Source organism: Luteimonas sp. AC640a (assembly GCF_979256585.1).
Genome location: NZ_CEEDOV010000018.1, coordinates 244,952 through 257,073 on the forward strand (window position 1 = coordinate 244,952; position 12,122 = coordinate 257,073).

At 67.1% G+C, this 12,122-nt stretch carries 13 protein-coding genes; all 13 read right to left on the reverse strand.

The features are described from left to right. Positions 1–250: 250 nt before the first annotated feature. Positions 251–1,228 (reverse strand): cell envelope integrity TolA family protein, encoded by a 978-nt coding sequence (locus ACZ9YD_RS14610; protein WP_465075990.1) that lies wholly within the window; start codon positions 1,226–1,228, stop codon positions 251–253. Position 1,229: 1 nt separating this feature from the next. Then, positions 1,230–1,667, reverse strand: coding sequence for an ExbD/TolR family protein (locus ACZ9YD_RS14615; protein ID WP_232137340.1), 438 nt, complete (start codon positions 1,665–1,667; stop codon positions 1,230–1,232). A 66-nt stretch (positions 1,668–1,733) separates the two neighbouring features. Continuing rightward, complete coding sequence (gene tolQ, locus ACZ9YD_RS14620; protein WP_465075991.1) at positions 1,734–2,531, reverse strand: protein TolQ; 798 nt, start codon at positions 2,529–2,531, stop codon at positions 1,734–1,736. Between the two features lie 6 nt (positions 2,532–2,537). Continuing rightward, entirely contained in the window at positions 2,538–2,987 is a 450-nt protein-coding gene (gene ybgC, locus ACZ9YD_RS14625; RefSeq protein WP_465075992.1) for a tol-pal system-associated acyl-CoA thioesterase, read from the reverse strand. Between the two features lie 19 nt (positions 2,988–3,006). Further along, on the reverse strand, positions 3,007–4,038 hold the full coding sequence (gene ruvB / locus ACZ9YD_RS14630) for a Holliday junction branch migration DNA helicase RuvB (protein WP_465075993.1): 1,032 nt from the start codon (positions 4,036–4,038) through the stop codon (positions 3,007–3,009). A gap of 107 nt (positions 4,039–4,145) precedes the next feature. Continuing rightward, positions 4,146–5,147 (reverse strand): LLM class flavin-dependent oxidoreductase, encoded by a 1,002-nt coding sequence (locus ACZ9YD_RS14635; protein ID WP_465075994.1) that lies wholly within the window; start codon positions 5,145–5,147, stop codon positions 4,146–4,148. Between the two features lie 146 nt (positions 5,148–5,293). Continuing rightward, positions 5,294–6,583, reverse strand: a complete 1,290-nt coding sequence (locus tag ACZ9YD_RS14640; RefSeq protein WP_465075995.1) for a diguanylate cyclase — start codon at positions 6,581–6,583, stop codon at positions 5,294–5,296. 154 nt (positions 6,584–6,737) lie between these two features. Further along, a complete protein-coding gene (locus tag ACZ9YD_RS14645; RefSeq protein WP_465075996.1) occupies positions 6,738–8,663 on the reverse strand; it encodes a potassium transporter Kup in 1,926 nt (641 codons plus the stop codon). 34 nt (positions 8,664–8,697) lie between these two features. After that, the gene (gene ruvA, locus ACZ9YD_RS14650) at positions 8,698–9,288 is read right to left on the reverse strand and encodes a Holliday junction branch migration protein RuvA (protein ID WP_465075997.1); all 591 of its coding nucleotides are present in this window, start codon (positions 9,286–9,288) and stop codon (positions 8,698–8,700) included. An 82-nt stretch (positions 9,289–9,370) separates the two neighbouring features. After that, positions 9,371–9,895, reverse strand: a complete 525-nt coding sequence (gene ruvC, locus ACZ9YD_RS14655; RefSeq protein WP_465075998.1) for a crossover junction endodeoxyribonuclease RuvC — start codon at positions 9,893–9,895, stop codon at positions 9,371–9,373. An 8-nt stretch (positions 9,896–9,903) separates the two neighbouring features. After that, the gene (locus tag ACZ9YD_RS14660) at positions 9,904–10,620 is read right to left on the reverse strand and encodes a YebC/PmpR family DNA-binding transcriptional regulator (protein WP_465075999.1); all 717 of its coding nucleotides are present in this window, start codon (positions 10,618–10,620) and stop codon (positions 9,904–9,906) included. A 37-nt stretch (positions 10,621–10,657) separates the two neighbouring features. After that, a complete protein-coding gene (locus ACZ9YD_RS14665) occupies positions 10,658–11,299 on the reverse strand; it encodes an esterase/lipase family protein (protein WP_465076000.1) in 642 nt (213 codons plus the stop codon). After that, complete coding sequence (locus ACZ9YD_RS14670; RefSeq protein ID WP_465076001.1) at positions 11,296–12,096, reverse strand: helix-turn-helix domain-containing protein; 801 nt, start codon at positions 12,094–12,096, stop codon at positions 11,296–11,298. The genes ACZ9YD_RS14665 and ACZ9YD_RS14670 overlap by 4 nt, the downstream gene beginning before the upstream one ends. Positions 12,097–12,122: the final 26 nt, after the last annotated feature.

Consider the following 12,122-nt stretch of genomic DNA (forward strand, 5'->3'; position numbering starts at 1 on the left):
AGACTGCTGCACGGCTAAGTAGGCGTAGACGGGCAGAACGTCCGCGACCAGGACCTTGCCGCCGGGCACCTGCCGGATTGCCACACTGCAATGCATTCATAGGGGCCTGCCTCCTGGCGCACAAGCCACACCGCCTGGCTCGCCTCGCTCAGGGCGACGCGGTGACGCGGTGACGCCCCTGTGGCACCACGAGCTGCGCTCATTGCGTGTCGACCGCACAGCGACGCGTGTGCCGCCCCAGGTGCGGGCATCAATCCTGCGCTGTGAAAGTGAAATTGAGCCTGCGATTGAACACAGACTGGAAGCCCTCGTACGGCAGCGGCTCGGCCGCGCGCACCGCGGCCTCGACCGAACGACGCCCCTGCGCGTCATAAGGGCACGAGGCATCGAACTCGACATTCATGACCTCGCCACCCGGCAACTGGGTGATGTAGAGGCGGCAGCGCTGGCCGACTTGCACGTTGTCAGGGCGACGCCAATTACGGCGTACGGCCTCTTGAATCGCGGCGGCGTACTTCGCAGCCAGACCGCTGTCGCCATCGGGACGACCCGGCGGCGGGCTCGCGGCGGATGCGGCGGCGCGCTGCTCGGACGCCTGCTGCGCATTGCGCTCGGCGATCTGCTTCAGACGCTGCTCCGACAGCTGCGCTTCGCGCTGGGTCTTCTCGCGCTCGGCACGCAGCTTCTCGAGCTCCTGGCGCGCGAGCCGGCGCTTTTCCTCGGCTTCCTGCTGCTTCTGCTGCTCGGCCAGCTCGACCTGCGCCTGACGACGCTTCTCTTCCTGTTCTTTCTCGCGCTGCTCGGCAGCCAGCGCATCGCGACGCACGGCGGCCTGCGAGACGGTATCGGGCTCGGGCACGACTTCCTGCAGCTGCGGCTGGCGCTGCTCGACGGCGTCCTCGGGGCGCGGTTCGGGCAACGGTTGCGGCGGTGCGGACGCGGGCTCTTCGACCGGTTCGGGCACCGGTTCCGGCACGGGATCGGGAACCGGCTCGGGCGCGGGCTCAGGATCGGGCAGCGGCTCGGGCCGGTTGGCCAGGGCCCGCTGGTCGGCGGCACTCAGCGCGTTGGGGTCGATGAGGTCGGCCGAGACCGGCGAGCCCATCGCCGATTCGGGCCGCGACGACGCGCTCCACAGCGCGCCGAGGATGATCAGGCCGAACAGCAGCACATGGACCAGGATCGACAGTCCGATCGCCACCACATTGTCGGAACGCGACTCGCGCATCTCAGTTCGCGCTTTCCGCCGGACGGCTGATCAGGCTGACCTTGGTGATGCCGGCCTCGTTGATGAGGTCGATGGCGTTCATGATCCGCTGATAGCTGGCCGCGCCGTCGCCGCTGACGAGAATCGTCGCATCCGGGTTCTGCGTGTGGATGCCGCGCAGGCGTGCAACCAGATCCTCACGCGTGACCGACGTGTTCTGGCGCTCCACCATCAACGCGAGCTGGCCGTCGGGATACACGCTGACCACGACCGGATCCTGCGGCGAGCCGAGCGACATCGCGCGCGAATCCGGCAGGTTGATGTCGGTGCCCAGATTCATCAGCGGCGTGGTGACCATGAAGATGATCAGCAGCACCAGCATCACGTCGATGTAGGGCACGACGTTGATTTCGTTCTTGAGCTTGCGCCGCTTGGAACGGCGAAGGGAGATCGACGACATGGCGGAATCCGGATGCGGGGACGGTCGAACGCGACTGGACCGGCGCGCCTGAGCGCGCCGCGGGAATCACTCGGTGCCGGTCTGACGTTCGAGGATCGAAGAGAACTCGTCGGAGAAGGCCTCAAAGCGCGTGGCGACACGCTCGACCTTCGTCGCGAAGCGGTTGTAGGCCCACACCGCCGGGATCGCTGCGAACAGACCCATCGCGGTCGCGATCAGCGCTTCGGAGATGCCCGGCGCGACGGTGGCGATGGTCGCCTCCTTGACGCTGGCCAGGCCGTGGAACGAGATCATGATGCCCCACACAGTGCCGAGCAGGCCGACGTAGGGCGCGATCGAACCGACGTTGGCGAGGTATTCGAGATTGCTCTCCAGCCCGTCGAGTTCGCGCGCGCCAGCGACGCGCATGCCGCGCTGCGCACCTTCGAGATGCGTGCGCGCATCGACGCCGCGACGCTGCCGCTGACGCGAATACTCGCGGTAGCCCGCTTCGAAGATGGCTTCGAGGCCCTCGATCTCACGGTTGCGCTCGGTCGCCGAGGCGTAGAGCTTGCTGATCTCGGCACCGGACCAGAACCGCTCTTCGAAGCGGTCGGCTTCCTTCTCGGCGCGATCGAGCAGACGCTTCTTGCGGAAGATGATCACCCAAGAGGACACCGACGCGAACAGCAGTAGCAGCATCACCAGCTGCACCGGAATCGATGCGTGCAGGATCAGCTCGAGAATGCTGAGTTCGTTGGCCATCGGCGCGGTGGCAGCCGCAGCGGCACCGGTGTTCGCGAGTTCGGTCGCGCCTGCGGCGGCCTCTTCGGGCAACGCCTGCACCTGGGCGGCGGACTGCAACAGCACGGGCATGAGACTCATCCAGGATTACTCCGCTGACGTTTCGAGTGACTTGAGTTGTGTATAGAGCGCGTCCGGAATCGCACGCGGCCTGAAATCGGATGCCGACAATGCCGCGACGCGGACCTCGGCATCGAGCAGCAGATCGCCATCGCGGCGCACCTCCTGCACGAACACCGCGCTCGCACGCCGGCATTGCCGCAGCGCCACGCTGACCTCCAGCGCATCGTCGAGCCGCGCCGGACTGCGGAAATCGATCCGCATCGCACGGACCGCGAACAACGTGCCGTGCGTATCGCGCAACATCTGCTGCCCGTAGCCGTGCGCCCGCAACCACTCGCTGCGCGCGCGCTCCATGAAAGCCACGTACTGCGCGTGATAGACGACGCCACCTGCGTCGGTATCTTCCCAATAGACGCGTGTCGGCCAACTGAATAGACCGGCCGGACCGGTTGCAGGGCTGGAAATCGCTGTCAAAGCCGCATCTCTCGGGACATCAGAACAAGTGCCCGGGGGTCGCGGTGGCGTCGCGGCGCGGTTCCAGGCCCAGATGGCGCCAGGCCTTGGTCGTCGCCATGCGGCCGCGCGCGGTGCGCACGAGATAGCCCTGCTGGATCAGATACGGCTCGATGACGTCTTCAAGCGTGCCGCGCTCCTCACTGAGCGCGGCCGCCATCGACTCGACACCGACCGGGCCGCCGTCGAAGTTCTCGATGATCAGATGCAGCAGGCGGCGATCGAGCTCGTCGAAGCCTTCCGGATCGACCTTGAGCATCAGCATCGCAGCGTTGGCCACGTCGCGATCGATGCGGCCACCGGCGCGCACCTGCGCGTAATCACGCACACGGCGCAGCAGACGATTGGCGATACGCGGCGTGCCACGTGCGCGCTTGGCGATTTCGGCGGCGCCATCGGGTTCGCAGGACAGGCCGAGAATCTGCGCCGAGCGGCGCACGATGCGGGTCAGTTCTTCAGTGCTGTAGAACTCCAGGCGCTGCACGATGCCGAAGCGATCGCGCAGCGGCGCGGTCAGCAGACCTGCGCGCGTGGTCGCACCGATCAGGGTGAAGGGCGGCAGATCGATCTTGATCGAACGCGCCGCGGGTCCCTCGCCGATCATGATATCGAGCTGAAAATCCTCCATCGCCGGATACAGCACTTCTTCCACCACCGGCGACAGGCGGTGGATCTCGTCGATGAAGAGCACATCGTGCGGCTGCAGGTTGGTCAGCAGCGCGGCGAGATCGCCGGCTTTCTCGATCACCGGCCCCGATGTCACGCGCAGCGCGACGCCAAGCTCGTTGGCGATCACGTGACTCAGCGTGGTTTTGCCCAGGCCAGGCGGCCCGAAGATCAGCACATGGTCGAGCGCCTCGCGGCGCTGCTTCGCGGCTTCGATGAAGATCGACATCTGCTCGCGGACCGGCAACTGGCCGAGGTATTCGTCCAACCGCTGCGGCCGGATGCTCGCCTCGATGGCGTCGTCCTCGCGGGTGGCGTCGGCGGCGATGATGCGGTCTGCGGTCATCCGCGCATGATCGCATGCCACGAGCGCGGTCATGCCGTGGAAGCGCCCTCGGGCGCGATGCCTTCAGCACAGAGCATCGCGCCCGAGGGCGCTCCTACTGGGTCCAATCAGGCGCGCATCGCGTCCGCGGCCAGCGCGAAGCTGTGCTTGCGCGCGCCGTGGTCGAAGATGTTGGCGGTCAGCATCAGTTCGTCCGGGCGATGGCGCGCGACGAACTCGGCGATGCCGTCACGCACGTCGTCCGGATCGCCGATCACCGAGCACGCCAGCGACTGCGCGACCATCGCCTTCTCGGCTGGCGACCAGAACGCCTCGATATCGTCGATCGGCGGCGGGATCAGGCCGGGTGTGCCGCGCCGCAAACGCACGAAGCTCTGCTGCTGCGTGGTGAACAGGCGCTCGGCTTCGGCGCGTGAATCCGCCGCGACCACGTTGAGCACCAGCATCGCGTGCGGCTGGCGCAAGTGCTTCGACGGACGGAAATCACGGTGGTACAGCGCCAGCGCTTCCGACATCGCCGCCGGTGCGAAGTGCGAGGCGAACGCATACGGCAGACCGAGCGTCGCTGCGAGCCCTGCCCCGAACAGGCTGGAACCGAGGATCCACACCGGCACGTCGAGACCCGCGCCGGGCACGGCCTGCACCGGCTGGCCGGGCTGCGCCGGCTCGAAGTAACGCAGCAACTCCATCACGTCGGACGGAAACGCATCCGCGCCAGCGTAATACCGGCGCAGCGCCTTCGTCGTCGGCTGATCCGTCCCGGGCGCACGCCCCAGACCGAGATCGATACGCCCCGGGTACAGCGACGCCAACGTGCCGAACTGCTCGGCTACCTGCAGCGGCGCGTGGTTGGGCAGCATCACCCCGCCCGAGCCGACCCGGATCGTCGACGTACCGCCGGCGATGTGCCCGATCAGTACGGCCGTTGCTGCACTGGAGATGCCGGGCATGTTGTGGTGTTCGGCCAGCCAGTAGCGCGCGTAGCCGAGCGCTTCCGCATGGCGGGCGAGATCGAGCGAACGGGCGAACGACTCTGCCGGCGTGCTGCCCTCGGTCACGGGAGCGAGATCGAGCACGGAATATGGAATGGAGCTGGGGGAGGTAGGCATGCACTGGACATGGGGTCACCCGACCAGGATTCCAGCGCACCGATGGGATGCTCTCGTGCGCGAGTGCAGGCAAAGCGGGACAGCGCATGCCCGGCGCGCGACCTCATACCGGTCTCACAGCAAGCGCGGCGGGTGGAGACGCCGCCTCAACCCGTCTCGACCACCCGATTGCGGCCCCGCGCCTTGGCGAGGTACAGCCGCCTGTCCGCTTCCGCCAACAGCTGGTGCAGACCATCTCCGGCACGCGCGGCCCGTACGCCGATGCTGACCGTCATGCGCAAGGCGCCGCTGGGCGTCTCCATGCTCAGATCCTCGATACGTCGACGCAGCGTGTCGAAATACGCGCTCTGCGCGGTGCGATCGAGACCCGGCGCCAGGACGCAGAACTCCTCGCCACCGAAACGCGCGACCAGATCCTCCGGACGCGCGTGCAACGACAGGACAGTCGCGACCTCGCGCAGCGCGTGATCTCCTGCCTCGTGACCCCAGCCGTCATTGATGCGCTTGAAGTGATCGACATCCAGAATCGCCATTGCCAGCGGCCGCTGCACGGCCTGCATGCGGATCACCATCTGCTCAGCCTGATCCAGGAAGTGGCGGCGGTTCGGCAAGCCGGTGAGAAAATCCCGCGTCGCCAGATCCTGCAAGCTGCCGATCAACTCCAGCTGATCGACGTTCTGCGAAACCCGGCAAAAGAATTCCTCCCTCGAATAGGGCTTGCGCAAAAAGTCGTTGGCGCCGCTCTTGAGGAAACGCGCCACCAGGGTGGCGTCCTCACGTCCCGACACTCCGATCACCGCGACACGGTCGCGCGCGCGCAACGCGCGCAGGCGCCGCGTCAGCTCCACGCCCTGCATGCCGGGCATTTCCTGGTCGATGATCGCCAGGCGGATCGTCGGATCCGACTCCAATGCATGCAGCGCGTTGCTGCCGTCGACAGCCTGCACCACGCGATAGCCGAACGTCTCCAGCAACGCGACGGTGTGCAGTCGCGCGGATGCGGAGTCGTCGACTACCAGCGCCGAGATGCGCCGATTACGCTCCAGACGCTTCACCAGCCAGATGATGTAGTCCAGGCTACCCGGCGTGCTTTTGAGCACCACGTCGATGACCCGGCGCCGCAACATGCGCTCCCGCAAATCCTCGTCATAGACGCCCGTGACGACGACCGTCGAGATGCCGCGATCATGAAAGCAGTCGATCACGGCCTCGCGGTCCCCGTCGGCCAACACCAGCCCCGTCAGCGCAAGAAACCAGTCGTCGTGACGATCGAGAAGCTCCCGCGCCTCGGCCAGCGTGGAGGCGACGACGACGGGGAGTTCGAGCTGCAGTTCGATCGCTCCGGCGATCGCCTGTGCGTACGCGCGCGAATTTTCCACCACCAGCACACGCTGCGGTAGAACAGGACTCTGGGCGATCGTTTGGAGCACTGGCATACGAGGCAGGCCTTCGACAGCATCACCCCGTTATCGACCACCCCGCCCACAAATTGAGCGCCGACACGCAACTTGCGTGAAACGCGTCACCTGGCAGCGTGTCTCAAACAATCACCTGCGAGACCGGGCCGCAGAAGTGCGACGCGCCCATTCGTCAGATCTGCACCTGCGACCCCAACTCCACCAGCCGGTTCCCCGGTATCCGGAAGAACACCGTCGCTGGGGCCGCGTTGCGGTGCATGAAGGCGAACAGCTTGTCGCGCCACACCGGCATGCCGCGATGCGGACTCGCGACCACGGTCTCGCGACTGGTGAAATACGTGGTGTCCATCGGATCGAGCACGATGCCGCCCTCGATGTCGCCGCAACGCATCAGCGCGATCGGCACGTCTGGCGTTTCCATGAAGCCGAACCGGATGGTGATGCGGTGGAAGTCGTCGCCGATCGATTCCATCTTCAGGCGCCGGTCCGGTGCCGCATACGGCAGCGTGAGCGTTTCGACCGTCAGGAAGACGTTGCGTTCGTGCAGCACCTTGTTGTGCTTGAGGTTGTGCATCAACGCATGCGGCACGATGCCGCGGTCGCTGGTCAGGAACACCGCGGTGCCCGGCACGCGCACCGGCGGGGCCAGCATCAGACCCGGCAGGAAGGTATCGAGGCGGATGCCGTCCTTCTGGATTTCGGCATGCAGCAGCTGGCGGCCACGGCGCCACGTGCGCAGCAGAGTGAACAGCGTGATGCCGAGCACCAGCGGGAACCACGCACCCTGCAGCACCTTGGCGCCGTTGGCGACGACGAACGCCACGTCGACGAAGATGAAAACCGCGCAGCACGGCAGCACCCAGCGCCGCCAGCGTGGCCACAGCGCGCGGGCGACAACGATCAGCAGCAGGGTGTCGATCAGCATCGTCAGCGACACAGAAATGCCGTAGGCCGCAGCCAGCGCGGACGAGGTCTGGAAGGTCAGCACCAGTGCGATCACGACGATCGCCATCGCCCAGTTGATGCCGGGGATGTAGATCTGGCCGATGGTGTCGCTGGAGGTGTGGCGCACGTGCATGCGCGGGATGTAACCCAGTTGCATCGCCTGGCGCGCGACCGAGAAACCGCCGGTGATCACCGCCTGCGAGGCGATGACGGTGGCGCAGGTCGCCAGCACGATCATCGGCCAGCGCGCCCACTGCGGTACCCCGATGTAGAACGGGTTCTGGATCGCGGCCGGGTCCTCGAGCACCAGCGCGCCCTGCCCCAGGTAATTGAGCATCAGCGACGGCAGGACGAAGAAATACCAGGCGTAGCGGATCGGCTTGGCGCCGAAGTGACCCATGTCGGTATAGATCGCTTCACCACCGGTCACCGCCAGCACCACCGCACCGAGGATGAAAACACCGCCCCAGCTGTGCTCCAGGAAGAAGCGCCCCGCCCACAGCGGGTTGATCGCGTTGAGCACCTCCGGCTCGTGCAGGATGTTGAAGACACCCAACGCCGCAAGCGAGAAGAACCACAGGATCGTGATCGGGCCGAACACGCGGCCGACCTTGGCAGTGCCGTAACGCTGGGTGGCGAACAGCGCCGTCAGCACGAGGACGGTGATCGGAATGATCCAGGCATGCAGTCCGGGCGCGACGACCTCCAGGCCCTCGACCGCAGACAGCACCGAGATCGCCGGCGTGATCACGCCATCGCTGAAGAACAGCGATGCACCGAACACGCCGAGGATGCCGACCAGATAGGCGGACTTGCCGCCCTTGGCGAGGCAGCGCTGGGCCAGCGCCATCAGCGCCATGATGCCGCCCTCGCCGTCGTTGTCGGCGCGCAGGATGATCGTGACGTACTTGAGCGTCACCACGATCATCAGCGACCAGAAGATCATCGACAGCACGCCGAGCACGGTGTCGTGATTGGCCACCAGCCCGTAGTGCGGCGAGAACGCCTCGCGCAGCGTGTACAGCGGGCTGGTGCCGATGTCGCCGAAGACGACGCCGATCGCGCCGGCGATCAGTCCGACGAGACCCACTTTGCCGTGTCCCGAACCGTGGGTACGCGGGCCCGTGCCGGGCGAACTGCTGGCGTGTGACATGTGGTGTCGACCCTGCCGACGAGTGTGTGGGGTGTCAGCGAAGCGCGGACTGTAGCGCTTTCCGGATGATGATTTCGGGCGGGTCGCCTTCACTCGCGGCGGCCTTCGCCATCCGCACCGCATCGGCCGGCTTGTAGCCCAGCTGCTGCAGCGCGACGATCGCTTCGGACATCGGATCGGCCGGCACCTGTACGCCGCCGATCGCCCCGCCCGCGCCGGCCAGATCGGCTGCGCGATCGCGCAATTCCACGACCATGCGCTCGGCGGTCTTCTTGCCGATACCGGGAATCTTGGTCAGGGCCGCGACATCGCCGGTCTGCACCAGCCGCGCGAACGTATCGACGCTGACACCCGACAGAATCGCCAGCGCGATCTTCGCGCCGATGCCGGTGACCTTCTGCACGTCGCGGAACAGCCGCCGCTCGGATTCGTGGAGGAAGCCGTACAGCGAGACGCTGTCCTCCTTCTGCGCGTAGTGCGTGAACAGCGCAACTTCGCGGCCGACCTCGGGCAGGTCGTAGAACGTGCTCATCGGCGCTTCGAGTTCGTAGCCGACGCCGTTGACGTCGATCACCAGCCAGGGCGGTGCCTTGTGGGCCAGCGTGCCGCGCAGTCTTCCGATCATGGAACGAGGTCTCCGGTATGGGTGACGGCGTGCGGGCACATCGCGCGTGGTTCGGCGTTCGCGCGGGAATCGCGGCAAAACCTCATCCCTTGCGCCCCCAGGCCTGCTTCACATCGACGCCGAGCCGTTTCGCAGTCGCGCTGACATGTGCGTGCGTGATCGCGACCGCCAATGCATCGGCGGCGTCGGCCTGCAGCTTGCCGCTCAGGCCGAGCATCAAGCCGACCATGTGCTGGATCTGCGCTTTCTCGGCGCTGCCGCGCCCCACCACCGCCAGCTTGACCTCGGTGGCCGCGTATTCGCTGACCGGCAGATCGCGCAGGACCACCGCGCCGATCGCAGCGCCACGCGCCTGACCGAGCTTGAGCGCCGAATCCGGATTGCGCGCCATGAACACCTTTTCGATCGCGACCTCGTCGGGCCGGTGCTCGATGATCAGCGCGGTCAGCCCGTCGAGCAGGCGACGCAGGCGCGCGGGAAACTCACCTGCGGTCACCAGCACCAGCGGCGCATGGAATACGTGCGTGACCTTGCCGGCCGCATCGACGTCGATGATGCCGACCCCTGTGCGCTGCGAACCGGGGTCGATGCCGAGGATGCGGGTCACGGAGGTCTTCAGCCCTCGAACTGCGCGTTCGAGTAGACCGCCTGCACATCGTCCAGATCTTCGAGCAGATCGAGCATCTTGCGCACCTGCTCGGCCGTCTCGCCGTCGACGGCGATGTCGTTGTCGGCGCGGAAGGTCACTTCGGCGTGGCCGGCCACGATGCCGGCAGCGGCCATCGCATCGCGCACGGATTCAAACGCGTCCGCGCTCGTGACCACGTCGATCGCGCCATCTTCCGGATACACCACGACATCGTCTGCGCCAGCCTCGATCGCGGCCTCGGTTACCGTGTCTTCGTCCAGCCCCTCGAAACTCAGCACGCCCAGACGCTTGAACATGAAAGCGACCGAACCTTCGGTGCCCATGTTGCCGCCGCACTTGCCGAACGCGTGGCGGACTTCGGCCACGGTGCGCACGCGGTTGTCGGTCAGCGTGTCGACGATCACGGCGACGCCGCCCGGGGCGTAGCCCTCGTAGCGGATCTCTTCGTACTCGACGCCTTCGAGCTCACCGGTCGCTTTCTTGATCGCGCGCTCGACCACATCCTTGGTCATGTTCTGGGCCATGCCCTTGTCGATCGCCGTGCGCAGGCGTGGGTTGTTCGACGGATCACCGCCGCCGGCACGCGCCGCCACGCCGATTTCGCGAATGATCTTGGTGAAGATCTTGCCGCGCTTGGCGTCGGTCGCGTTCTTGCGGGCCTCGATCGAAGGTCCTCGTCCCATGGGTCGTCAGGTCTGTTGGCGTTGGAAGCCGGCGATTTTACCCCGCATGCCCGGGCCGCGCGTGTTCGAAGCGGCCGTGGCGGAGGAATCCGACGGTCTGACGCACCGCGTCGGCCGACAGCAGCAGGCCGCTGTGGCTGGCCTGCACCACGATGTGGTCGACCAGCGCCGGCGCGCGGGTTTCCTCGACCGAGACCGTGCCGTCGTGCGGGCCGTCGAACCGCGCCAGCAGTGCGCCCAACCCGCGCGGCACGCAGCCGGCCACCATGCCCACCTCGAGGCCGGCCGGCCATTCGACGCAGCCGGCATGCAGGAGGTCGGCGCTGCGGCCGAAATACAGATGCGACATCGGCACCCGCGACAGCGCGTGCGCCGCGCCGCTGCCGCAGACCGGCGAGCCCAGGCAGACGATGCGGCCGACCGGCAGATCCGGCGCCGCGCCCGCCGCCCGCAGCGCCGACAGGCCACCGAGACTGTGGCCGACCACGTGCGCCGGGCCTTGCGCGAATGCGTCGGCGAGGCGTTGGGCCGCCGCATCCGGGCCACCCGCGATGCTCGGGTAACCGATGATCTCCGGTTCGAAGCCCGCCTCAGCCAGACCACGCGCGAATCGGCGCATCGTCAGGCCAATCATCCAGATGCCGTGCAGCAGCAGCACACGCGTCGGCCCGTCACTCATGCGACAGCCCCGCTTGCTACGCGGCCCTGCCGCCAGGCCCGCGGCGACACGCCGCTGTGCGCCTTGAACGCACGCGACAACGCCGCCTCGCTGCCGTAACCGACCTCGTCCGCGATCAGTTTCAACGGCCGCCCGCGGCGCAGCGCGCGTTGCGCGAGACCGATCCGCCAGGCCTGCAGATACTGGCCAGGCGTCTGGCCGATCGCCTCGCGAAAGGCGTCAGCGAACGCGCTGCGCGACATCCCAGCAGCCTCGGCCAGTGATTCCAGCGACCACGGCTGCGCCGGCGCTTCATGCATGGCCACCAGCGCGCGTCGCAGCCGCGGATGGGCCATGCCGGCCAACAGTCCGCCTCGCAGCGCGCCGGCCTCCATCTGCTGGCGCAGCACCTGCACCAGCAACGCCTCGACCAGGCGTTCGATCAACGCGGTGCGCCCGCAGCGCCCGTCGAAGGCTTCCTCGAACAGCAACGTCAGCAGGCCCTGCGAGCCCGGCAGCGCTTCGGGCGAGACCCACAGCGCGCGCGGCAAGGCCGTGGCCAGCGGACTGTCGGCGCCGCCTTCGAACAGCAGGCGCACCCGCATCCAGGCCGCGCCGGCTTCGGGAACGACCGCATCGCGCGCCTCCACGCGCGGCAGCACCAGCAGCCCCGGCCCTGTCCACGCACCATGACCGGGCATCGCGATCCCGCCGTCGCGCAGCAGCCAAAGCGCAGCCTCCGGCACACCGTCGCCGAGCGGATCGACACGCGCGGCAATCGGAAAACGATCGAGCAGTACAGCGAGACGATCGACCATGACAGGACTCCAGGGCAAGTTTCCTG